At 58.0% G+C, this 24649-nt stretch carries 13 protein-coding genes and 5 pseudogenes; 6 read left to right on the top strand and 12 right to left on the bottom strand.

What is annotated here, in order from left to right:
- The coding region (locus EN862_RS36620) for a hypothetical protein (protein WP_210212877.1) at window positions 1-223 on the bottom strand (223 nt) is incomplete at its 3' end.
- Window positions 224-710: 487 nt separating this feature from the next.
- Complete coding sequence (locus EN862_RS33760) at window positions 711-1715, bottom strand: ATP-grasp domain-containing protein (protein ID WP_126097339.1); 1005 nt, start codon at window positions 1713-1715, stop codon at window positions 711-713.
- Window positions 1716-2426: 711 nt separating this feature from the next.
- Between EN862_RS33760 and EN862_RS33755 the strand changes: the two are divergent.
- The 3 genes and pseudogenes from EN862_RS33755 to EN862_RS33745 all read left to right on the top strand — a co-directional run.
- Window positions 2427-3445: pseudogene (locus tag EN862_RS33755) on the top strand (integrase core domain-containing protein); the annotation flags it as partial.
- Between the two features lie 1706 nt (window positions 3446-5151).
- Window positions 5152-6381 carry an acetyl-CoA carboxylase biotin carboxylase subunit family protein gene (locus EN862_RS33750; RefSeq protein ID WP_126097338.1) on the top strand — a complete coding sequence of 410 codons (1230 nt, stop codon included), beginning with the start codon at window positions 5152-5154 and terminating at the stop codon, window positions 6379-6381.
- 192 nt (window positions 6382-6573) lie between these two features.
- Window positions 6574-7017: pseudogene (locus EN862_RS33745) on the top strand (helix-turn-helix domain-containing protein); the annotation flags it as partial.
- A 313-nt stretch (window positions 7018-7330) separates the two neighbouring features.
- Here the strand turns inward: EN862_RS33745 and EN862_RS33740 are convergent.
- The 5 genes and pseudogenes from EN862_RS33740 to EN862_RS37110 form a co-directional block, all read right to left on the bottom strand.
- A complete protein-coding gene (locus tag EN862_RS33740) occupies window positions 7331-8353 on the bottom strand; it encodes an IS110 family transposase (protein ID WP_126097337.1) in 1023 nt (340 codons plus the stop codon).
- A 101-nt stretch (window positions 8354-8454) separates the two neighbouring features.
- Window positions 8455-9084 (bottom strand): annotated as a pseudogene (locus EN862_RS33735) (transposase); the annotation flags it as partial.
- Between the two features lie 292 nt (window positions 9085-9376).
- Window positions 9377-11017, bottom strand: coding sequence for an acetolactate synthase large subunit (locus EN862_RS33730; protein WP_126097336.1), 1641 nt, complete (start codon window positions 11015-11017; stop codon window positions 9377-9379).
- Between the two features lie 190 nt (window positions 11018-11207).
- Complete coding sequence (locus EN862_RS37470) at window positions 11208-11525, bottom strand: ATP-binding protein (protein WP_281015805.1); 318 nt, start codon at window positions 11523-11525, stop codon at window positions 11208-11210.
- Window positions 11521-11871, bottom strand: a pseudogene (locus tag EN862_RS37110) (IS21 family transposase); the annotation flags it as partial. The gene EN862_RS37470 and the pseudogene EN862_RS37110, both read right to left, overlap by 5 nt.
- A gap of 812 nt (window positions 11872-12683) precedes the next feature.
- Between EN862_RS37110 and EN862_RS33720 the strand changes: the two are divergent.
- A complete protein-coding gene (locus EN862_RS33720; RefSeq protein ID WP_126097335.1) occupies window positions 12684-13961 on the top strand; it encodes a 4-aminobutyrate--2-oxoglutarate transaminase in 1278 nt (425 codons plus the stop codon).
- A gap of 1921 nt (window positions 13962-15882) precedes the next feature.
- Here the strand turns inward: EN862_RS33720 and EN862_RS33710 are convergent.
- The 3 genes from EN862_RS33710 to EN862_RS33700 all read right to left on the bottom strand — a co-directional run bounded on the left by EN862_RS33710 (window position 15883) and on the right by EN862_RS33700 (window position 19742).
- Complete coding sequence (locus EN862_RS33710) at window positions 15883-16722, bottom strand: hypothetical protein (RefSeq protein WP_126097334.1); 840 nt, start codon at window positions 16720-16722, stop codon at window positions 15883-15885.
- Window positions 16715-17971: a diaminobutyrate--2-oxoglutarate transaminase gene (gene ectB, locus EN862_RS33705; RefSeq protein WP_126097333.1), complete on the bottom strand. Its 1257-nt coding sequence runs from the start codon at window positions 17969-17971 to the stop codon at window positions 16715-16717. Before ectB ends, EN862_RS33710 begins: the two co-directional genes overlap by 8 nt.
- Before the next feature lie 1054 nt (window positions 17972-19025).
- A complete protein-coding gene (locus EN862_RS33700) occupies window positions 19026-19742 on the bottom strand; it encodes an SPASM domain-containing protein (protein WP_224571099.1) in 717 nt (238 codons plus the stop codon).
- A 718-nt stretch (window positions 19743-20460) separates the two neighbouring features.
- On the opposite strand from EN862_RS33700, the pseudogene EN862_RS33695 reads away from it, so the two are divergent.
- Window positions 20461-20696 (top strand): annotated as a pseudogene (locus EN862_RS33695) (transposase); the annotation flags it as partial.
- A gap of 16 nt (window positions 20697-20712) precedes the next feature.
- Here the strand turns inward: EN862_RS33695 and EN862_RS33690 are convergent.
- The gene (locus tag EN862_RS33690; protein WP_126097332.1) at window positions 20713-21459 is read right to left on the bottom strand and encodes a LuxR family transcriptional regulator; all 747 of its coding nucleotides are present in this window, start codon (window positions 21457-21459) and stop codon (window positions 20713-20715) included.
- Window positions 21460-22096: 637 nt separating this feature from the next.
- Here EN862_RS33690 and EN862_RS33685 point away from each other — a divergent pair.
- Window positions 22097-23899, top strand: coding sequence for an ABC transporter ATP-binding protein (locus EN862_RS33685; protein WP_126097331.1), 1803 nt, complete (start codon window positions 22097-22099; stop codon window positions 23897-23899).
- Window positions 23900-24475: 576 nt separating this feature from the next.
- Here the strand turns inward: EN862_RS33685 and EN862_RS33680 are convergent.
- Window positions 24476-24598, bottom strand: a complete 123-nt coding sequence (locus EN862_RS33680; protein WP_127230881.1) for an exopolysaccharide production repressor protein — start codon at window positions 24596-24598, stop codon at window positions 24476-24478.
- Window positions 24599-24649: the final 51 nt, after the last annotated feature.

Below are 24649 nucleotides of genomic sequence, written 5' to 3'. Positions count from 1 at the left end.
GGATGGGCTTCAGCGAGACGGTGCTGGTGACGGAAAAAGGCCCGGAACGCCTGACCACCATGGAGCGCAAGCTCTTCTCGCGTATATAAGCACTCCATTCAAGATGGCAAAGCACATGCGACCAGTCGTAGGCATCGTCAGCTACTTTTCGATGAAAGCCGGCGGATTTCCCATGAACCGCGCCGCGTGCGGGGCGCTCCAACTTTTGAGAAGCAGGAGCCAATCAAACAACAAATCGATTTCAACCGAGGTCCGGCCAGCGCGGTTCGGGTGGTTTGGATCACGAGGGGACCTCCCCAGTCACGCTGAGAGCGACCATGTCGTCAATCGCGGCCAAAATCGGCTACATGGTGCAGACGCTCAAGGACTGGGTGAGGAGGGGCGGATGTGGACAGCGATGTGCTTACCCCACGCGCGGGTGCGGAGAAGCTCGCGGAGGGCGGATAACCGCCAGTTTCGGCAAGCCAATGAGATCTTGCCTAAGGCTTCCGCTTACGGGCTCGAACGCCATTCAAACGCTGATTGCCTTTGTCGACCATCAAGCCGGCGGAGATTGCCAAAAGCGACAAGCCGCGCCTGCCCGCTGGATCACGCCAACCGCCAGCGCCGGCGCCTGAATTTGGGTGTCGGATATGCGGCGATCTGAGCCGGCTTTCTCTATGTCGCCTTCGTCACCGACGCTGCACCCGGCGGTCGCGACTCGACGGGCGTCAGCCTTGGGGAATGCCGACTCCGAAGTACCGCGTGTAGGCGATGTCGAGCATGCGATTAACCAAACTAGGAAAGCTGTGTCCGGCGGCCCTCGCGACCAGGGGATAAAAGCTGTTCGCGCCGAGCGCCGGCATGGAGTTGATCTCCAACACAAAAGGCCGGCCGGACCGGTCGATCCGGAGGTCAACGCGGGCATAGTCCCGGCATTGGCAGGCACGGAAGGTCGCAACCGAAATATCCCGCAGCGCCGTCGCAAGCTTACTATCGATTCGCGCCGGGCAAATGGTCTGCGGCGCCGCGACAGCCATGTGCTGCTTGTCTTCCCAAGTCACAAGACGCGTTTCACGGTCGCCGAAGTCCAGCTCAATCAGAGGCAGCACCTCGGGTTCTCCATTTCCCAGCAGTGCGACGTATATTTCTCGCCCCTCAATGTATTCTTCCACGAGGACATCCTGTTCATATTGCGTGACAATACCTTCCACGGCGCGTCTCAACTCAGCAGGTTCATGCACGAGCTGCAATCCGCAGCTGAGGGATTCGTGGCGCGGCTTCACTACCACTGGGAATCGAATACCTTCGGTGCTCTCAGTGCCGGTACGCATCACGCGGAAGTTCGGTGTCGGCACACCGCGATCCCGGATGAGTCTTTTGGTGATAGCTTTGTCGAGCGCCACCCCATGCCCGAGCGGGCTCGATCCAGTGTATGGGACGCCGGCCATCTCGAGCATAGCCGGAACGTGCGTGAGACGGCACTCGCCTTGTATTCCGGCGGCCATGTTGAAGACCATTCCGGAGGGGCGGGCTTGCGGATCAGGTGGCATGAACCGCTCGAGCGTGGCGAGTAGTCCTTTATCGCCTTCGCACAGCAGTGTCTCGTGGCCGCGCCCTTGCAGCGCCGCCACCATCCGTTCCACCATCTCGCGGCCGTATTCCTCCTGACAAGGGTGACCGAACCGGTTGATCACGCCCGTATGATCATGATTCCACACGACGGCTACTCGCATGACCTACTCCTTCGATGTCTTTATGTTGCATTTAACCGTTCAGATTAGCTGATCGAGGTGAACAGCTATGTCCGGCACTTGGTGCCTTCATCGTTTCCATGCAATCGGCGTGCCACCAAAACCTGTGCGAGAAAGAGGGAAAACCGTGTGGTTCGCGTAGCATTGGCGGAATACGTGTACCTCAGCGTGTCGGCTTGCGAACACAGGCGTTTTCATCGGACGTGAGTGAACGCGAGACACATGGAACATTGAATGGCCGCGTTCGTCTATCATGCCACTCGAACGTATGGTCGCGATGAAACTCCCGATTGCGATGTCACCCACGGAGCCGGCATCTGCGGATCGCCTATATGGAATAACAGGCGCCGCGAAGCTGTTTCACTTCGCCGCGGCGTCGCTGCACGCTAAGTTCGCCGGGGCAGACCACTAATGGATACACGGAGTGTTAGCCTAGTGCACTGCGCAGATGGTTCCTGCGATCGCATTGCAGGTCGTCGCGCAGAGGGGCGACCGCTTGAGTGGGTTCAACTAGTTCACTCGAAGCTGCCATGTCATGGCCATCGACGAGTTCGTCATGGTTCAGGCTTCGACCGCGCTGTCCTGTGTCTGAGAGGTCTTCCCTTAGGTATTGCTTTCTAGCCGATGCATGAGTGAAGAACTGGCCAGAAAGAGACATGCGGGCGAGATCGGCACGAAGCTGCAGCAGGTTGAGTTCTAATTTTGCAGGGCAAATCGATTGCAGAGGCGAACCCAACGATAGGTGACGGAAGTTACCTACTTTCGTCACTGGTCGGACCTTGGGGGGGGTGAAGGCGAATCAGGTCAGGCGGCTGAAAGAACTTGACCGAGAACGCCGGCTCCGACCTGACGCCGGACAAGATGATCCTGGCGGAAGCTGCGCGGGGAAACTTCCAGGCGCCGCCCGTCGCCGTGCGTGCGTGTTGGATATTGTTGCTGAACTTGGAGTTCCCCAATGACGGGGGCGCCGGGTGCTTATAAATCCATGGACCGAGGTTCCGATGAAGTGGCTTTGACCGCCGACATCATCGTGCTCGCCCGCCAATATGGCCGCTACACCTATCGCGCGTCGCCGTGATGCTGCTCTGCGTCTGGAGGTGACCTCAAACGGATCTGGCGGCGTGAGGGGCTGAAGGTTCTCAGAAGCACCCAGACGTGGCCGTCTCTCTGTGACTCAATGACGATCTGTCCATCCGGCTTCGGCTGGAGTATCCTAAAATGTCTGGTCCTCCGACTCGTCGAGGATCGAACCAGCAGTGGAAGGTAATGCGCATGCTCAATGTGATCGATGAGTTCACAAGGCACCGTCGTCAGAGAGCGTGTCACCACTTGAAGGCCGTCGACGTGATCGACTTCTCTCCGATCTGTTCATCCTCCGGCATTCCCGGCCCACGTTCGATCCAATGACGCCCAGAGTTCATGACCAGGCGTCGCGTGATGGCGCCGCTGTCGGGGTCAAAACCGCCTACATTATGCCCGGCACTCCTGGGAAATCGCTATTGCGAGAGCTTCAACTCGAAGGTTCGTGACGAACTGCTCGAGGGCGAATTCTTCTAGGAATCCCGGATCTGAATCGAAGAATGTCGCCAACACAACAAGACCCGGACCAGCTACGCCGGCCACCCGTACGCAAAGACCAAGCATGCACCAACGTTCAACATGGATCACCCGATAGGGGCAGGCCAGCTTCGCCTGGCGGTGCGGAGACGTAGCAGGACGCGTAAATATAGCCGGTCGTGCGCTCTAGGCGGTCTTCCATGCCGAGTTTGCTCATAGCCTTCAAGATTGCGCGCCGTTCCACTAGTGTGGAGAAGCGGCGCTGGCGCTGTCTGAACTGGTCTAGGTGCTTAGTTTCTAACCCGAAGCCCCGAAGGGCCGCGGCGATGTCGTCATAACTGAAGGGATGCATTACGAAGGCGACGACCCACGGGCGTGACGTCGCCGAGGCGTCATACACGCGCGCAAAGGTTCGCTCGGTGGCGTAGCCCACACAGCCTGTGCTGATGAGGATGTCCGCATCCTCGAGGGCGCATCGTTCCTTGACGCTCAAATCACGTGTTTCCAAGTCTGCCGTTACTCCAACCTCCAGCAGGCCCAGGGTCTGCGCATACCTGACAGCCCGGAATGATGGATCCACGCCGACGAACTGGATATCGTCGCGGAGACCGCGATCCCGAAAGAAAGCGCGATGCTCTAACTCCTGTCGTCCCGAGAGCGATCCTCCGGATTTCAGATAGGCAGCATACAAATCGTCGAGATCGAGATCGGTGCGCAGTAAAGCAGCGTTGATGCCATAGGAGCAACCGACGTCGATTATTTTCAAACTAGTCTTGTTTCGAACACGTCGATACTCGGCGAATATCCTTTCAAAGACCGGTTTGGCCCGATCTGAAATCACATAATCTAAGGCCAGATGCGCGCGAAAATAGGCGTGCGGCCACCTGCGATTATACGCTGCCGTGAAATCATGCTTGTTTCCCTGAATGTTGCCGCGCATTGCACCTGCTGGCGCCATTGTCCACCTCACTGATCTCTGGCCTTGCCGTCGCAGCAAATGATTCGGACGGTTCTGCCTGAAGCGGAGAGGAGCAGCGAGCGAATCCTGGTGACTGTGGATTTACCGATCCCTCCGTTCCCACAGGATACGTTCTGAGACTGACCTGACATGCTGATTTCCTTCTACTCGTCGATGTTCGCAGGTGTCCACGATATGAAGATCGGCGGCAGCCCTGCCGCCTCGCGACAAACGAGCTTCAAAAGTCGTGCCAACCGGGCAGAAGGGCACAGAAAAGACCGTTCTGGCTGCCGATCAAAGCGTCAAATGAGAGTGCAGCAGAAAGCCCAGCACAAAAACACAGTGTCTCGTATTCGACAAAGCCGACAATAGCTGATCGCGCAGCTGATCGCGCCGCGGAACCCAGATGGTTTACGACCGCCGCGATCTTAGCGAGGCGCATCGATCTCGCCCAGAGTCTGGCCCAGGCAAATACCCAAAGCTACTGGTCCAAGAAGATTGTGCGACCGCATCCTTATACCGACCACCGCGCAACGGTCAGAAGCATGTGAAGCACATCATCGCCAAGCGCTCTGTCAGCTATGCGCTCTATCGCGATCCATCGCACAGAAACGTGGTGTAGGGGTTGCCCCCGAAGAGGGGAGCTCCGAAAGACGCGACGGAATTGAGGGTCCCAGTTTCAGGCCGAGCTCAGGCTCACGGGCCTTGCCCTGCTGTGCCGCAACATCACCGAGAAACCCACAATTCAGTCGTGTAACGGTTCCTTGAAATGAATTTACAGAACCTTTGCGCCTGCAAATAGCTGACCGTGCTACTTACCACATGTCCGGGGTCGCACGGCTACAAAAGCTGATGCCTGTTAAGCTCGGACCACAGCACAGCACGCAATGGAGGTCAACGCCGATGGCAAAAAGAGCGCTTATTCTGATTGAAGGCCATTCAAGGGACACGGGCCTGCGATACACGAAAGCGGCCCAGCGTCTTGGCCTTCATCCAATTACCCTGTCGACCGATCCAGCTCAGTACGATTATCTTGCGGAGGAAAAGCTTGAGGCCACCCGAGTCGATACCGAAAATCTTGATGCGCTGATCCGCGAATGTTCCCGGTTAAGTGAGACGTATGACATTGCTGGCATTACGGGCTTTGCGGGCAATGACGAGTCGGTCTCTGCGACAGTTGGCAAGCTCTGCCAGCACTTCGATCTACCGGGGCCGAACCCCGTATCGATTGAACGATGCTGCGACAAATACACTCAACGTCAGCTCCTCGCGGAGGCCGACGTTCCAATACCTGCTTATCACTTGGCAGCGAATGCGACGGAGGTTGAAAGCTTTGCAGTGGAGATCGGGCTGCCGGTGGTTATTAAGCCAGCCGTGGGCAGCGGCAGCATCGGTGTCCGATTGTGCCGCAATGTGGAAGAGCTGGCCGAACATACGACCTATCTGTTGGGCGGGGATCCCACGCGGTCTTCCCCGATACTGGTCGAAGAATTCGCACAAGGCCCCTATTATTGCGCTCATATGATGGGAAACGAGGTCATTGGAATTGTCGCCTCTGACTTTGGCCCGCCACCGCATTTCGTCTTCCATCAGTGCATCTGCCCAGCCCCGCTGAGTGATGACCAGCACAAGCGTATCGCCGATCTTTCGTTGAGCTGTTTGCGGGCTCTCGACCTTGGCTGGGGGCCAACGAATATTGAATTCCGGTGGACAAAGCGTGGCCCAGTCGTCATCGAAGTAAATCCGCGTCTTTCCGGCGGTCCTCTCTCGGTTCAGCTGGCTTACGGCATCGATCTCACCAGCGAGCACATCAAACTTGTCATCGGCGACGAATGGAATTTGCACAGAAGCCATTCGAATGTTGCGGCGTGGCGGGCCCTACTTCCTGATCGCGATGGCATCCTCGATTGGATCGACGGAGACAGTCGCGCGGCTGCTATACCCGGTGTCGCCGAGGTTAAGTTGTACGTCAAACCCAAGACGCTGATCGTAAGGAAGGGAGATTACCGAGACTCTATCGGATATGTAATGGCCGTTTCACCCTGCCGTGCTGGGACCGAGGCGATACTTCAGAGTGCCGTCGACTTGATCCATTGGTCTATTACGCCTTCTCCGACCCCTGATGGAGATTAGAATCTGCGTCCCTTCCCCCCTGGAGCGGCGCAGCTAGCGCCAGCTGACAGACGTTCTCGCCGAATAGTTGGACAATTCACAGCAGGTGAGCGACGGGGTCTATAATGGGGTCGCCGCCTCGATAAGATTAGCCGCATGTCGCTAGCCATTCGGAACTGTATTCGTCTCATTGATCCGAGCAGTCGGGAGGTGATGCGATGGCAGGTAGGGTGGCGGACGAAGGTGGCGCTGAGCGATGAGGAGCGCTTTCTCGAAGCCCAGGTTCGACGGTACAAGGCGGCGCCCTCGCTCTCGGACCAGCGCCGGATGATCCTGTTCTGCGCCGAGGGTCTTCAGAGCAAGGACGTCGCCGAGCGGCTCGGGGTGCATGAAGACACGGTGGGCAAATGGCGCAGGCGTTTCGTGCAGGACTGGATCGAAGGGCCCACTGATGAGTATCGCCCTGGACGCCCGCGCCACTCTGTCGGACACACAGGTGGCCGAGGTGATCGAGCGCGCGCTGAACACCACGCTGAAGGACGCCACCCACGTCGATCCGTTCTATGGCTGCGGCGACATCCTGTCGCATACCACATCCGCCGGATCTGGACCGCCTTCGGCCTGCAGCCGCACCGGAGCGAGGCGTTCAAACTCTCTGTATCGCAGCAAAACCCGCCGAGGCTCTAACGGCAGCCGGATGAAACTTCAGTGGCATGTATGGACGGCCTCCGCGTGGCAAGGGCTTTCTGACATTGATGACAGGTTGGTCGGGTGCAGGCATGTATTCGGCCTTTGAGTGCGGCCTGTTCATGCCGCTGGCCTTGATGAAGTCCGCGGATCGGATCCCAGACAGGTCAACGCGCTTTTTGAGCGGCACCCACTGAGCGGGTTTTTCCGATCCCGGTTCGACCGTCGGTCATCACACCATCAGCACCTCACCAACCTCTGCGCATCCTCTGCGACTACGTCACTACGCCGGTGAATCCGCGAAGCGCTTGCCCGTAGTCATCAACGCCCAGACGATCCGGGCCATCTTGTTTGCCAAGGCCACCGCAACGACGTTGTACGGCTTTTTCGCCAGAAGCTCGGCAGCCCAGCGAGTGGGTGCCGCTTTGCCCTTACGACAGAAGCGAAGCACGGCATGGGCTCCCACAACAAGAAGGCGACGGATGTAGGGATCGCCTTGCTTGCTGATCCGCCCGAGCCGATCCTTTCCTCCGGATGAGTTCTGTCGCGGCACCAGGCCAAGCCAAGCCGCGAGTTGCCGGCCGGATTTGAACAGGGAAGCATCTGTCACGGTCGCAACGATTGCGCTGGCGGTGATCGGACCGATGCCGGGGATCGTTTCGAAGCGACGGCTCAACTCGTGCGAACGATGCCAGATGTGAATCTGTCGGTCCAGCTCACCGACCTTCTCGTGCACCTCACGCAATTGCTGTACCAAAAGAAAGAGGGCCGATCGGGCAAGCGGGGGAATGAGGTCGTGCCCCTCGTCCTCAACCAACGCGACGAGCATGCTCAGCCCTGTAGCACCCTGACGAGTGATGATGCCCAACTCCGCCAAGTGGCCGCGCAAGGCGTTCACCAGCATTGTCCGCTGCCGGATCAAAAGCTCGCGGACGCGATGCAGCATCAACACGCTCTGCTGCTCCTCGCTCTTTGTCGGAACAAAGCGCATCGTCGGTCGCGTGACCGCCTCGCAGATTGCCTCGGCATCCGAAGCATCATTCTTCTGCCGCTCCACGTATGGCTTGACGTATGACGCAGGCATCAGGCGAACCTCATGCCCCAGAGCCGTGAGGACACGAGCCCAGTGATGGCTCGTTGCGCAGGCTTCGATGCCGATCAAGCACGCCGGCAAGGACGTAAAGAATGCGACTACATCGTCGCGACGCAACTTCCGGCGGACAACCACTGCGCCCTGCGCGTCAACGCCGTGCACCTGAAACACGTGCTTGGCGACATCCAGACCGATTGTGCTAACCTTCTCCATGGACGGCTCTCCCTCATGTGACTTTCGACAGCCACACTTTGGCACATTGCGATGCCGGGAGCGGAGGCCGTCCACCTCATCAGGTCAGTCCGACAGGTCAGTCCGACACCAGGGACGGTCGTCAACCGCGCAAACCGTGTCACCCTTGAATTGCTCGCGAAGTTTCTGCCGGGCGGCGAGCAACACCTCCATGATGTCACGTAGCTCCGGGATGTCGCCGGAAAGGTCCTGGATGCGATCCCCAAATTTGGCAGCGCCGACAATGCCAACCTGAGACCGAAGTTACGCAACAGGCCTCGAATGTCATTCTCAATTGCGATGGCCTTTTCCTGCAGCAACTTGCGGGCTGTCAACAGGCGCCCGACGTTCCTGCTCATCAGCGTCTTGACGTGCATCGGCCGGAACACAATTAACCCGCATCATCTGCGCGATGCCGCGCGCATCGTTGCGGTCGCTCTTGTTGACCTGCGCCTTGAGAAAGGCCTTCGCATGACGGGTTACGATGCAGATTGCAGGTAGTCCGGCTCCCGCCAGACCACTGAACAACCATTTGATAAGGGACCAGCTTCAAGCCCGATCCGGGCCAGATTCCAGGCGGGGTTCTTCAACGCCTCAACAAGATCGTTCGGATGGCTCGCAAGCTTCATCTCTCGGCAAATGCGGCCTCCTTCATCCACGATGCAGACGGCCGTCTCTTTCACCGAGACGTCCAGTCCGGGATAATGCCTCATGCTGCGCTTCCTTTCCTGATGCTTGTGGCTGTTCACGCAGACCACGTTTTATCATCAGCGCGAAGCAGCACCTCAAACACCCGTTCAAGACGTGGGACAAAGCCGAATACCCCATCTAAACACCTAGTTGAGTGTCCTGAACCTGCCAAACCAGTCGTGAACCAGATCGAGACGTCTCCCTGATCCCGTCATGTGGCCGCCCAAGCGCCACGGCGAAGAGAAACAAGTGACCCGTGGACGTCCGAAAAAGTGCAGGAGCACCTTGGGGACAACGACCCAATCAAAAAGGATCTCAGATGTCTTTCTGACTGGATAATTCGTCGACTAGGACCCGCATGTTTTCCGAATAATCCACCGGCGTGCTGATAAGATGGATACCGCCCGCCGCAAATGCCGCTTCGAGCGTCGGCGCGAGATCGTTGGGGCCTTCGATTCGTCTGCCTTCGATGCCGTAGGCCTTGGCATAAGCGACAAAATCGGGATTGCCGAAGGTCATGCCGAAATCGCTGTAGCTATTTACAGCCTGTTTCCAGCGGATCATCCCATAAGCGTCGTCCTGTAGGATGAGCACGACCAGCCGATGTCCGAGGCGGATCGCCGTCTCCAGTTCCTGCGAGTTCATCATGAAGCCGCCGTCGCCGCATATAGCGAGAACGCGACGTTCCGGACAGAGCATCGCGGCAACGATTGCTGAAGGCAGCCCTGCGCCCATGGTGGCGAGCGCATTATCGAGGAGAAGCGTGTTGGCTACCCGGGTGCGGTAGTTGCGAGCGAACCAAATCTTGTACATTCCGTTGTCGAGGCAGACGATTCCGTCCTCAGGCATAACCTGACGCACGTCGTGCACGATTCGCTGCGGCGTTAGGGGGTACCGGCTTTCCTTCGCCCGGTCGGCGATCCTGGTCAGGATCCCCTCACGCAGCCCGAGTAGCGCACCGGCGTTGGGCAGCCTTCCCTCGAGGCGGTCGGCAAGCAATCTCAGGCTCGGTCCAATATCGCCCACCACCTCTGCACATGCGAAGAATACCTCGTCTACCGTCGCCGGTAGATAACCCACATGGAGGACGGCCGGCCCTTTCAGCCTCATCAGAAAAGGAGGTTTTTCGACGGTGTCATGGCCGATCGAGATGACGAGATCGGCGCGATCGATTGCCCGATGCACGTAATCCCGCTCCGATAAAGCGGCCGTGCCCACGTACAGTCGGGACCCGCCCGATACCGCGCCTTTACCCATTTGCGTGTTGAAGAACGGAATTTGCAGGCGCCTCACGAAGTCCGACAGCTCCGCAGTCAGGCGCGGTCTGTTTGCGGCTGCACCCAACATCACCAGCGGCCGCTCGGCCTTCAGGATGAGCTCTGCCGCACTATCCAACGCCTCCTTGGCCGCAACGGGCGGGTTGATCAAATGGGGCGGCACCATCGGTGGGACCACGGCCAGTTTCTCGGCTGCGATATCTTCCGGGAGTTCGAGATGGACCGGCCCTGGCCGCTCCTGTTGCGCTACCCGAAAGGCTTCACTCACGATGGTCGGAATTGTCGCTGGGTCGACAATCTGGCGCGCCATCTTGGTCAGCGGCGTCATGGTCGAGACCATGTCCACGATTTGGAATCGCGCCTGGGTCCGGCTGCGTATGCACTTCTGCCCGGTGATCATGATCATGGGCATCGCGCCGAGCAGGGCGTAGGCTGCGCCCGTCGTGAGATTCAGCGCGCCGGGACCGAGCGTAGCCAGACAGACACCGGGCTTTCCGGTAAGCCGCCCATGCGTAGCCGCCATGAACGATGCCGCCTGCTCGTGGCGCGTCACCACTAGTTTGATCGAGGAATGCCGTAGTGCTTCAACAACGTCGAGATTCTCTTCTCCGGGAACGCCGAAGATCTGCCGAACGTTCTCGTTTTCAAGTGCAGATACAAGCAATTCGGCGCCGTTCATTGGTGTCGTCCTCGGCTAACGTTTTAACCAGCCACTCTGAGCTGACCTTCCAAGCGGTTTGCGAATAGCGACTTGTGCCCACTCTGAACTGCTGCGCCGGTGGGGTGAACCGGGTCGAAGCAACACGGGGGCGGCACAACCAAACTTAACGCGCTCTTCAGTTTGGCCCCCTCTTCTGGTACATGAACATTCAGTACCCTTCGCCCAGCATTGAAGGAGGGACGTGCGATGAGCATGGGCGCCTCCTCATGTTTTGCACGGTCACCCTCTCATTGGTTTGCAGTTTTAATTGGTGTTGAGCGTCGTTCCGGCCTTCTGCAATAGGCCGGAACGACGCTTTGACGAAGCGGGTAGCTGTAACCGCGAAGGGAATCACTATGGAATAATCGAGCAAGCGATCAAGGATCGCGGTTGCCACCACAGGACCGCTAAACGCACCGCCCCATTCGACAACGCAGCGATTGGAGGTGATGAGGATTGACCCCCACTCATTCAAGTCAGGCGCCATGCACACGCTGATCGGCAATCCGCGCATCCACCGGTCCAGATGCGCCTCGAAGGCCGTCCAGCTCTCGAACTGGCGGCCGGCTATCGCATTGTGCTTGACGGAGCCGACCCGCATTCGCCCCTCCCTTTCGTACGCCCGGAGAGGCGCACAACCCGCAGCGTAGGGGCCAAATAGTGTGCAGCCGCATGTTGAACCCCACCTCCAGCGTCGCCGCATCTTGATGTTCGACCAGCGCCTTCGTACAGTCGGACCCGCCGAAGCGAGGGAAGGCTACTTGCATCCTCTCGAACCACTCCGTCTGGCGCTTCCGAAGCGAGGGACGGATATGCAGCCGACGCGAGCAACCCGGCGTTGTCATGGCGGAAGAAAGGCTCCCGCAGCAAATCGTCCAGCCGACGCTTCTTGCCGCAGGTTCAGAAGTCCGCCGCCGCTGCAAGAGAAATACCCGGCCGCCCGCCGGCTTGCCGGCTCGGGAGACCCGGTTTTCACGGCGGAGACCGCATATCGGTCGAGCGGTCATCATGGGGTGATTGTCTCCTCGGTCCGTGCCTCAGCGCGTTTCCGAATAGCTCCGCATATCTCGTGCCAAAGAGAAAATGATTTAAGAAAATGCGATCGCGCTGATGACGCTGAGTGGCTCATGTCCGACACAGTCGATAACCCGACAATATCAGAGCGTAGACGCTTGCTCCTGCGCGAGCTCGGAGTATATGCAGTGGAGCTGATGCGCCTCCTTATGTTCCATAAGCCGCTCTCGAACAGGATACCACTTGCTCGCTTCAGGAGAGGAGTGGAAGAGTGCTGCAGCAGGAGCACCGTGTTTGAGAAAGATCGGCCACTCATTTAGCGACCCCCCATTCCCCGCCACTGCATCAAAGTGCGCAGTCTTGAGCGTGAGGACGATTGAATCCGAAGTTGACAAGGTCGATGGCTCGCCGTTCACGAGCATCTTTCGCAGCAAGGGTGAGCGTGTCAGTCCTTTCGTTGCTAAGGTGGCCAATAGCTGACTAGCACCCAAGAGGAGACTCAGTTCGTCAGAATCTTGGGGGCCTCTTGATCCAGATCAGGACCGTCTCGCCGTCGAAAGCGTTATGATCCTCGGAATGATCGCATATCGGGGGCGTCTTTGTTTGCGCAATCACTTTTGAGGTTTTTTTTATGAATACTGATATTGCGGCTCGCAGGTCCGATGCGATCGCCCGCGGGGTCGGCGTGACTACACAGGTTTATGCCGACAAGGCGCTCAATGCCGAAATCTGGAACGTGGAGGGACGGCGTTATATCGATTTCGCCGCAGGCATAGCAGTAGTCAACACCGGCCATCGTCATCCAAAGGTCGTTGCAGCGGTGAAAGACCAACTCGACCGCTTCACGCATACTTGCCATCAGGTCGTGCCTTATGAGAACTACGTCCGGCTCGCTGAACGGTTGAATGACGCCGTGCCTGGCAACTTCAAAAAGAAAACGCTCTTCGTCACAACCGGCGCTGAAGCCGTCGAGAACGCCGTCAAGATCGCCCGCGCCTCTACAAACCGCAGCGCGATCATCGCCTTCACCGGCGCCTTCCACGGCCGCACCTTCATGGGTATGACGTTGACCGGGAAGGTCCAGCCCTACAAGGCCGGTTTCGGGCCGATGGTGCCCGACGTCTTCCACGTCCCATTCCCCATAGAGTTCCATGGCACCACGATCAACGAATCGCTCTCCGTGCTCGACAAGCTTTTCAAGGCTGATGTTGATCCCGACCGCGTCGCTGCGTTTATCGTAGAGCCAGTGCAGGGCGAAGGCGGCTTTTATGAAGTGCCGTGTGCATTCATGGATCAGCTGCGCGCAATCGCTGACAAACACGGCATCCTGTTGATCGCAGACGAAGTACAGACCGGGTTTGCCCGAACCGGTAAGCTCTTCGCCATGGAGCACTTCGGTGTCTTTCCGGACATCACCACCATGGCCAAGGGTCTCGGCGGCGGATTTCCTATAGCAGCTGTCACCGGTCGGGCCGAGATTATGGATGCACCGGGACCGGGCGGCCTAGGTGGCACTTATGGTGGCAGCCCGATCGGCATCGCCGCGGGAAATGCTGTCCTCGACGTGATCGAAGAAGAGGGTTTGTGCCACCGCGCCGAACAACTCGGCGTACGCCTGAAACGGCGGCTGCAATCGCTGAAGGATGTCGTTCCGCAGATCGCCGACATCCGTGGTATGGGTCTCATGAATGCGATCGAGTTCACGGTCCCCGGCTCAAGAAAACCTAGTGTAGAATTCACGAATAGTGTCCGCGAGAAGGCGCTCGAGAGGGGCCTCATCCTCCTGATCTGCGGCGTTTATGGAAACGTCATCCGCTTCCTCCCCCCGATCACTATCGAGGACTCAGTATTTGCCGAAGCACTCGACATCCTCGAAGAAACATTGCGCGCATGTGCTCAGGAGGTCTGACCGCGCGAAAGTTCTGATACGAGTTCTTCCAGGCTTAGGCAGCCCTCAATGCTGCCGACAAGGCGATGATAGCGGGCGAGTGGTACGCAGTGCGTTAACGGAAGAACATTTGAACGTCACCAACCACCGACCGGGGATCTAGCGCCGGGGGACAAGAAGCGACGTGGGAACTGCTCGCGCCATCGAAGCCGCCCGTCCGGCGCAAAAGGTTTGGACCAAGAAAATAGGATGGCGCAAGTCGCAAATAGCCATTTGATTCCGTTCGAACTGGCCAACCTGCGTCGGCATCTTGCCGACTTAACCCGCAGTCTACAACTTCGCCGCAGGTGACGTTGCCCCTGACTGCGAGCCCGTCCAGCGAATTCGTTTCCGGCGCGATACGTTGCTGAGTTTTTTGAGCGGGCGGCGCCTGCTGTGGTGGCAATGAACCTTGCGCTGGATCACAATGGATCGTCAGGAAGCTACAGGCGCTGTGGCACAAATGTGCGCCTGATCCCGGCACAGTTTGCGAAGCCCGCGTTCAGTCGAACAAAAGCGACATCATCGAGGCCGAGGCCATCGCCGAAGCCGCACGCGGCCGACAATGCGGTCTGCCCCGAGGAGCAAACTGATCTCAACGCTTCGTATCGCGTGCGCGACCAGATGGTCCTCACGCGAACGCGTCTTATCAACCAGATGCGAGCATTCTGCTTGGAGTACGGCATAGCACTGGGACAGGGAGCGGGTCTGTTCAAGCTGGACCTATCGCAGGTGCTCGACGACGTGTCGAATTATCTCTCGCCGGCAATGCGCAGACGGACCTTTCCGCGGACCTGCGGCGGTTGGAGCAGCGTATCAGCGAGGTGACAGAGGGAGACCCTGCGATCGCAGATCGAGAGGATGTTGCCCGCCGGCTCATGACGATTCCGGGAATTGGCACTCGGAGCCACGGCCGGCGGCCGGCGGCAGCGGGCGCCAGTTCCAGAAGGCTCGCTAATTGCCCGCATGGCTGGCCTTAACCCGCGGGAACACTCGACCGGGGCAAGCCGAAGCTCCTCGGTATGATCAAGCAACGGGAACCGCTATGTTCGCAAACTTCTCGTTCATGGCGCGCGATCGTGCTTCCGTCATCTGGATCGAACACCGGGATCGGCTGAATGCTGGCTTGATGGTCTTCAGAGCCGGATGCACCCGAACAAGGCCGTTGTTGCCTTTGCCGCCAAGACGGTGCGTATCGTCAGAACGCAGGGACCCTGCTTTCACCTAACGCTTGCGGTTGATTGCAAGGCTCGGGAATAGTCATGGACCCAGCCGGAGCCGTGGATCAGCATGCCATAAGCCCTGTGAAAAAAACGGGCTCGTGCCCGAACCATTTCTGGGAACGGCGTGCGCGGCTGCAACAGCAGTCCACTCGCGAGAGGATACATTTATGCGACTGGAATCGTCGTCGACGATGTCACGAACCCTTGCATCAGCGGGGCAGACCATACATCCTTTCCCATAAGATCCTTCAATGAGGCATGGTCGAACATGGCGAAGCCGCTTCAGCCGCGCATCCTGCGGAGCTCGAGCATCCATCCACCGAAGCGGGCCTTTCAGTTGTAAATCGAGGCGTCGCTGACCACGTGCTTGGCGGCGCACAGATCGGCAACCGACACCCGGCCTTATGTTCCTTCAAAACTCTGATGATGTGCTCTTCAGACAAGCGGCTGCGCTCCTTGCCCTGATCCTCCCGGATGGCCAGAGCGAATTTCAACCCGGATTAGATCAGAGGGGCAAGGTCACAGGCCCAAGACCCTCAAAGGCCCCACGACCTGCGAGTTCATCTGCAAGGAATGAGTTTCCCGGCCGGATGTCCGAAGGGCCTTTGACTAGGGGCATCCTATGAAGCAGTTGATGACTTCACTGTCGGCAAAAACAGTGGGCCGCTGTCGGCAGCCCCTCAGGTCCACCAGAGAACAAGATCAGGCCGCGCAAATCCGAAAAAGCAATTCAGCAGCACGCGACGCTTTCCGTTGCCCGGTTGACCGGTAACCCCGTGAACGAAGCCGCCATCGATCAGGGCGATATCGCCGGCCTTGAGCTGGATCTCGCGGCAAGGAACGGCTTCAAGATAGGCTGCCGAATAGGGATATCCTGTTGTCTCCACATCCTGCGACTTTCGGTCGGCGACGTTCGGCTTATGGCTCCAGAGGCGAAGATTGCCACCTTCCTCGGGCATACTGGGATAAAAGTTGAGCGCTGCGACGGTATTGTGCGCCACCGCAGAAAGCTCGTAATCGTTACCAGCCCATAGGACTTGAGCGACATCGTCGTGGGGGGCCAAAGAAAACATGCCTGTGCCAGTCCAACTGAGGGCGCGACAGACATTGGCCTTGCCGCGTTCCGAACGGGCGAGCCGCAATTCGATACCCTGGCTGTGAAGCTCGCGCTTCAACGCGCCGAATACGGCTCGGACTGGGTCAACCAAATTCCCAAAAAGGGCGTTGACGTAAGGTCGCGCAGCTTCCGCATCTGCAAAATAAGTGGCTGCATCCTTCCTGTAGTGTGATGCGCCGACATATTGTCCGGGCACCCCATCGTTACGCTCCTTGAGACCGGCACTACCAACAAAGTTCGTGGTGATCTTCTCGGCTACTTCGGTGCTGAAAGCTTGCTTGATGTGCAGAGCGGTGAGCTCACCTTTCAGGACCGAGATGATCTCCGCAGTGTTGATCGAGCCAATCCGTTCTCTGATCGAAACCGGGGAGATGGCTGGCACTTGAGATATCTGACTAGGCATTGTCCTGCTCCTGTAGTGCGTGGTCAAGGATGGTGATGCCACGATCGAGTTCGGCATCGGTGATGGTTATCGGCGGGAGGACTTTGATAACGTCGCGATTTGGCCCCGAGGATTCGATAAGAAGGCCATTTTCGAATGCGACATCGTGCACGCGGCCGACAAGTGCCGGTGAACGGCATTTCAAGCCGGCCATCAGACCGCGGCCGCGCTTCTGTTCGATGTATCTTGGAAATTTCGCAACCAAGCGATCGAGGTGCGTTTGCAGCCTGAGGGCTGTCCGCTCGACACCTGCAGTAAATTTCCTATCCGACCACATCTTGCACATGGCTCCTGCCGTCACGAAGGCGAAATTGTTGCCTCTGAAGGTCCCGCTATGCTCTCCGGGCTTCCATATGTCCAAGTCGGGTCGAATCAGAACGATGGACAACGGACTACCTGAACCGCTTAGCGACTTAGAAAGACACACAATATCCGGTTCGATTTTCGCGGACTCGAATGAGAAGAAATCGCCAGTTCGGCCCGCACCCGCCTGAATGTCGTCGACGATAAAAACAATGCCGTGCGTGCGGCAAATTCGCTGAATTTCCGTGAGCCAAGCCGTGGATGCGGCGTTCATGCCGCCTTCTGCCTGGATGATCTCCAGAATGATTGCGGCAGGCTTTTCTATGCCGCTCCCCGGGTCACTCAAAATGCAGTCGATGTAGCTGACGGAATCGAATGCTTGGCTCGGATAACCGTCATAGGGAACACGGATCACATCGTGGCGAGCAACGCCTCCCTGTTCCCTGGTTGAGGCCGAACCCGACACCGCCAGAGAGCCGAGCGACATCCCGTGAAACGCATTCGTAAAGGCCATGACGCTCGAGCGGCCGGTGCATTTTCGCGCCAGCGCGAGCGCCGCTTCGTTGGCGTTCGTGCCGGTCGGCCCAGGAAACTGAATCTTGTACGAAAGGCCTCTGGGTTTCAGGATCCAATCGACGAACCCTTCAATGAAGTCACGCTTTGCCGCCGTATGCATATCAAGCGACAGAAGAATGTTCTCACCGACGAGATATTCAATCGCTGGCGCCATAATATCCGGATTGTTGTGCCCGTAATTGAGTGCGCCGGAACCCACCAGGAAATCGATAAAGGGCTTACCCGTCTCGTCCCAGATCGTCGCCCCAAGGGCCTTCGTAAAGACGGTGGGGAACGCCCGGCAATAACGACGAACGTTAGATTCATGAGCCGTGAAAGCGTCGCCGTTCATATTAAGTCCTCTGCACATAGTCGTTCAAAGAAGAGAGCTGTTTAATGGCTAGTGGTTTGCGGCAGATGTTCGCCGTTTAACATTGAAGCAGAATACCGAAGCTTTCGTTGGTCTGGTGATGCCGGGATCCTCATCGAATATTGTTGGGTTGCGTTGCCCTCCATTCGGATGCCTTCAGAGAATGTGCTCCAACAAGATGGCTTCTATAGCTTCCGCGAAAGCACCGATACTATGGCATCAGGTAGTTGACGTACCCACCCATCGCTACCCATAGCGCCTCCGGACAATGAATGAGTCCAAGGACGATTAGCAGGGTCGCGTCGCCAGAGGTTGTGTAGCTCGGCGGTAGCGAAGCCGCTCGCGAGCGCGCCCCCTCAATAGCGCCGTAGCGAGCGAGCGGCTTCGCGGCGGTCATCAATATTCGCCGTTCAACCTCGGGCTGCGGACACCAACCTGATTCAAGAAACTATTTGATGACCGATGACACAGCGAAAGCCACGCTCTCTTTGAGAAGAATGCGGATTCCGATCTCTTGCGCGATGACTGGCCCGAGCCGCCGGATCAAGAGGGCGGGGCCGCCGTGGACCCCCTTGACGGAAAGCCCGTTCGTAGGCCAGGCGGAAGCAACCGGGAGACGCGCTGGCGAAGGGCCGCATCGGTTTCGAGAACGTCCACTACCGCGACGGCAACCATCCCCGGCCGCAGCTGGGCTGCTGCCTTCAGGCGAGTCGAAAAGGAGATCGTCCGGGAGGGTGAAGGCGTTGACGAGGTGAGCCGTGAGTAAGCAATCAAGCTCTGATCGGGATCGACTAACACTGTTTCCATCCGACCGATGGTTGACCTGTGATCGGCGTTACCTCAAGCTAGGCAGGCCGACAAGCTCGGTTGGAAGGCGAAGACCTTTCGATGAGCTCGTCTCCGAAATGCTCGAGACCCACTGCCGCGCCTACAGGAACATACTGGCGTAACGTGAAAACACGATGGCGTCGCGGGCAGGTGCATCTGTCGTGGGGCCATCCGCACTGCCAGGCACGCCCTCTCGGCCGGCATGCACTCAGGTCCGGTCGTTTGGGTCGGCGAATTCACACATCCTGCAAAGCAGAAAACCATCTGCTCCATTCATGCGGTCGACGATTTCGCGAAAAACTGGCTTTTCAAACAGAGCGGAGTAACCCTCATATAGAAGGTTGCCCAATACGTGACGCCGTTCAAAATCCATAGAGCACAGGGTAACGTCGCCGTTTGGAAGAAGAACATTCCGATACTGTCGTGCGTCCACGCAGGTTAGGGCTCCGACCACTGGCTGACGTGGTGCAACGATCTTAGGGTCGACGCTTCCACCCCTACTGCTCACCGGCCGCGCTTTTATCAGGGCTTCGGTAGGAATAATGTCGGCTATATCTGGGTGGGGCTCGCCCAAGGCCACGAATCGGATCAAGGGGATGTCCGCGTCGACGAGTTGACGAACCAGATCGCGATACTTGTCTCCGACCAGGCGGCTGTTCATGTAGGTGCCGTCATCGAAAACATGGACCACGAATACGCCCAAGCGCAAGGCTTGCAATCGTTGCAGGTCCTGCCCGTTCATTCCCACCAGCGTCGTAAAAATCCTGATGCCATGGCCTTTGGCGAAGGCGTGCTCCACCATTTCGGTACAGTCCGGATTGAGCCAAGGTTCGGAGTATCCCGCAAAACCAATGTCGACGGAAGTCGGTACGCGGGCCAGACACCGCTTGAAATCTTCAAGATCCAGATGACTCGCATGAGACACTTTTCTTTGCCGGACCGCGAACTTGTCCTGGGGACAATATGAACATCCTACGACGCATCCCGTGGTCGTCGTTATCTCCAAAACCCTGCCGGCTGTGTTTGCTGAGCGAAGTTCCGGTAAAATCACTGGTGATTACTCCCATCTACTTCCTGCGAAGCGCCACGATGGTGTGCGTGTGCCTTTGGCTTTCTGATACCGCCTGCTGATCTACCGAGGCAACGCAGACATCTACCCTTTTTGGCAGCCTAAGCCGCCCGGTTCACCGACTTGCCGGGCCGACCTTCACAAACTTCCAGCGCGTCGGACCAGAGACAGCATTGCATCTTTCGAGGCATCACTCGCTCCGGAGATGTAGCCTCAACCGTTGGTCGCTGGCCCGTCGCCGAGATGCGCGCGCAGCACCCTCGAACCCGCCGGAGAGAAGCTTTCTGGATGCCGTCGATCATCCTTCATCGAGCGAGTTCCGTGTTCTCATGCGGGTCAGCCCTCACACTATATTGCCGCACATCGACCAGCAAAGGCCGAGCTAGTGCGCCTGGCGCGCAGTTACTGCGAGATAGGCTTCGAAAAGCCCGACAGAGCTAAGACGCTCCGCTGTATTGAACCCGACATGTTTTCTGACAGCTGTCAGATTTTGGACACACATCACTCATCGTCAGTCGCTTAATACGGATGGTAGTTTCTTCCAGGAATCGGTGACATTGAACACCACCCTGTCATGACCGCCCAATCTCAGCGAAGCGAACTCAGCATCGCCACCAGGACCAAGCCTGAAGATAAATCCGCCATAGCAGCGTCAACGACATTTTGCTTTCGAAGCCGGATGGATTGCACGAGGTGATTCGCGCCGTGATGCAGGAGGTGCTCGAGGCCGAGATGGACGAGGCGCTGGGTGCTTCGAAGAGCGAGCGCACGCCGGAGCGTCTCGGCTATCACGCGCGCTACTACGGGCGGAGAACTAGCTGCGCACCTACGGCGGTTCGATAATCCCAAGGTTCAAAGCTTTTACAACAGCTACCGTTCTGCTGGTCGCATCCAACTTCCGCATTACATTTTTTAAATGGAAATCTATCGTATTTCGTGATCTGCCTAAAATAGTTCCTATTTCCCAAGATGATTTTCCTTGTGACACCAAATCAATGCACTCTATTTCTCTCGGAGACAGGTTATGAGCTCGTTCCGACGCAGTCGTAGTGTCGAACTTCGTAACCATCCGATGAAACCGCAGCGCGGCCATTTGCAGGTAGGTGATCGCTCTATTCTGCAATTCGCAGTCCGAGGATTGAGCAAAACTCACAAACCTAAAGCTGCCACCAGGGCCATGTAATGGGACGGTAACGCCTGACCTCAAGCCGAATGTTGCTGCTTCGTCCAAGACGCGGCGTCCATCTTCAGTTATGTTTTCATCAGTATACACCTCGCTCCATCGAAAGGGTCCCGCCTCCTTTCGACCTTTCTTGATGAGGGGGTCTATTTTGGCATAGCCCATTCTCGAGTAGCGCTCCTGCCATTCAGCGGGATAATTCCACATCACCACAGAACCCTCTCGGTTCGGCTTGAAAGCCCTCTCTGATGCGAGCGGCCCATAGGCAATCCACGGGCAATCGAAATTCAGCGCAAACGCAGACAACAGTTCGAACAACTGTTCGGATTGAGCGACATCATCAGTCATCTTGAGGAATAGGTCTAACTCCACCGCAATCCGCCGGAGTTCCATGATGTCTCCTTCATTGCGTTCTCATTGGTGCACAGTTTGCTCCAACCCAGCCTCGCAACATCCGAAGTCAACGGGACTCGAGCCGGAGTTCCTTCCGCCACCTGGAGTACCCTCAAGAGTCGTGCCAGCTTGCGAGCGAAGCTTCTCCTTCAGGTCGTCAATCGACGGGGGAGGTACCCAGGAGGCGAACCGACAGCACTGTGTCGGGGAGCGCACAATCCGACAGTCGAGCATTCGATTGACGGAATATGGGCAGGAAAGTATTCGCGGCGCGCTTTTGAAATCAGCACCTAAGTGCCGGGCCTGAGAAAGCTGCATTGCAACTGTACTTATTTGATCGAGGCAAGAACAAGCTCAAAATTCAATCGATACATCGACCTTCTTTTCCAATCTCCCGAGTTGAGCAGCCGTAGCAATCGTATTCGACTGGATGGCGGCTGACTTTCTCCAGGCTCGGTAACCTGCTGAATTTGTCCTTCGGATGTTCCCGCTCAGTTGGCACGACTTTTGAACTCACCGTCGTGAGGCGGCAAGAGCTGCCCGCCAAAATTGATGCTGTTATGGGGGAGGTCGAAATTCCAGTTTTGTCTTTTATCGTCTTTGGGACCGAGCGTGTTGATGCGCCCGCTTGGAAACTATGAGACGTTTCCCCGTCCATGGGCGCGGCGCCACTTGTCGCGACGTTTTCGCCTTCACTGTTCGCCTCTGGAACAGGCAGCCGGCCCGGCTCGCGATCATCATGACCGCGATGCTCGCCTCCACGCTGGCTGACGTGTTGATGCCGCTCTATTCTGGCCGACTCATCGACGCTGTTTCTCGTGCTGCTAATGCGGCAGCACCAGCTTCGGATTCAGCTGTTGCAGCATTCTCTGTACCGATTGCATTGGCACTCGGTTCCATTGCCATGCGCCACGTCGCCTTAATTGGCCTGAACGACCTGGTGTTGAAAATGATTTCCGATGTCGCGACCGAAGCGTTCCATCATGTGCAGCGTTTTTCGACAGACTGGCATGCAAACAGCTTCGCCGGCTCGACAGTGCGCAAGATAACGCGCGGCATGTGGGCGCTCGACCTCCTCAACAGCACGATACTCGTCACGCTGCTCCCGTCGTTTGTCATCTTGATCGGCTCGACGGTGCTGCTCGGCTGGCACTGGCCGGTCATGGGCGTGATCTTTGCTTGCGGCTCTCTCGTCTACCTTGCGTTTTCGATTTCGCTGTCGCTCGGCTATGTCGCGCCAGCGGCGAGCCTTGCCAACCGATGGGACACAAGGCTCAGCGGCGCGCTTGCGGACGCGGTCAGTTGCAACGCTGTGGTCAAGGGCTTCGGCGCAGAGGTTCGCGAAGACGAGCGGCTTGCAAATATCATGACGAAATGGCGGCACCGCGCGCGCCGGAGCTGGGTGCGCGGAACGATCATCGGCTCAACCCAAGGCGTAACTTTGGTTGCGCTCAGGGTGGCGGTGGTCGGATATGCCCTGCTTCTGTGGTCGCATGGACAGGCAACGCCGGGCGAGATAGCATATGTTCTCACGTCCTTCATCGTCCTGCAGGGCTATCTGCGTGATGCCGGCATGCATGTCCGCAACGTGCAGCACTCGGTTAATGATATGGAAGAACTGGTGGCCATCCACAATCAGAAGGTGGATGTTGCCGATCGTCCAGAGGCCAAGCCGATCCGGATCACGAACGGCCGTATCGATTTCGAGAACGTCCACTTCCGCTACGCCAACCATCCCCTGCCGCTCTATAGCGAATGTTCGCTGTCGATTGAAGCTGGCGAAAGGGTTGGGTTGGTTGGACCCTCCGGTTCCGGCAAGACAACATTCGTGAAGCTGATCCAGAGACTCTACGACCTGAGCGGCGGCCGGATCCTGATAGACGGTCAGGACGTCTCCGAGGTGACCCAAGAGTCCCTTCGTTCGCAGATCGCGATCGTGCAGCAGGAGCCGATCCTGTTTCACAGGTCGCTTGCCGAGAACATCGCCTATGGCCGGCCTGGCGCGAGCCAGGCCGAGATCGAGCAAGCGGCACGGCTGGCAAGTGCCCACGAATTCATCGCGCCCCTGCCGAAGGGCTATGGGACATTGGTCGGCGAAAGGGGTTTGAAGCTCTCCGGCGGCGAGCGCCAGCGCGTGGCGATCGCGCGCGCCTTCCTCGCGAACGCGCCGATCCTGATTCTGGACGAGGCCACATCGAGCCTCGATTCGGAATCCGAGGTGCTCATTCAACAAGCGGTGGATCGGTTGATGGTGGGTCGAACCACACTCGTCATCGCACACCGGCTGTCGACCGTCCGCTCGCTCGATCGGCTGCTCGTCTTCGACCGTGGCCGCATCATGGAGGACGGCGATCATGCCGCCCTGATCAATCTCGATGGTGGCATTTACCGCCGCCTCTTCGAACGGCAGGCGTTGGAACTCGCGAAGGGCCTGGCCTGATCGCTAAACCGGCTTGCGCGATGCGCCGAGCCGTTGCCGGAGAGGGGTGTGGCAGTGACGAGCGGCGGGCGTTAGGCCGGCAAAACAAGCACGGCCGGAACTGTCCGCCAAACGGGCGAGCGGGAATGCACCACGTCTAAGCTTCGGCGAATGCGCGCAGTTACACGCGGGCACCGAATTGTCGCGCCTAACGGCGCACGCACCAAAAGGGCGGGAATGTCGACGGCCCGGGAAGAGTGCGGCCCTCGCCGTTACCCACATTTCGCCAAAGGAAGCGAAGTCAGCACAGGCCGGCTGGGAGCCCTGTCGCTGGCCCAACCTACCGCACGCCGGCCACGTCAACGCTTCAAAGTCCCTTCGGTTCGCACAGTCGTCCCCTTGGAGACCCGGAAGCGCAGGAGCTCCGACCGCAGTCTTCGCTCAACTCTCGCCATCTGCTCCGGGATTGGATTCCGTTCCCTTGCTAGCACTGTGGCAGCTGAGCACGAACTCGCCGGCCTCGTGTCTTTCGATTACGGCCAACGGGCTTAGGAAGAGATTGGATTCGCCGGCCCTCTGCGGAGCGAATGAACAGTTCTACAGATCATCGACGTCCGCGAAAAAGAGCACGCAGCCGAAGTAGTCGGCCTGAAGCAGCAGCGAACAGGCCAGCGTCGTGACGACTGCCACACGGAGCGAATCCAAAGCGAAGTAAACCATCGACGCATTGCTGCACAGGACCAGCCCCACGAGCCGACAAAAAGATGAAGT

The sequence above is a fragment of the Mesorhizobium sp. M2E.F.Ca.ET.219.01.1.1 genome, from assembly GCF_004016445.2.
GTDB lineage: Bacteria > Pseudomonadota > Alphaproteobacteria > Rhizobiales > Rhizobiaceae > Mesorhizobium.
Note: the sequence above shows the minus strand (reverse complement) of the source record. Positions and strands in the feature narration are given on the sequence as shown.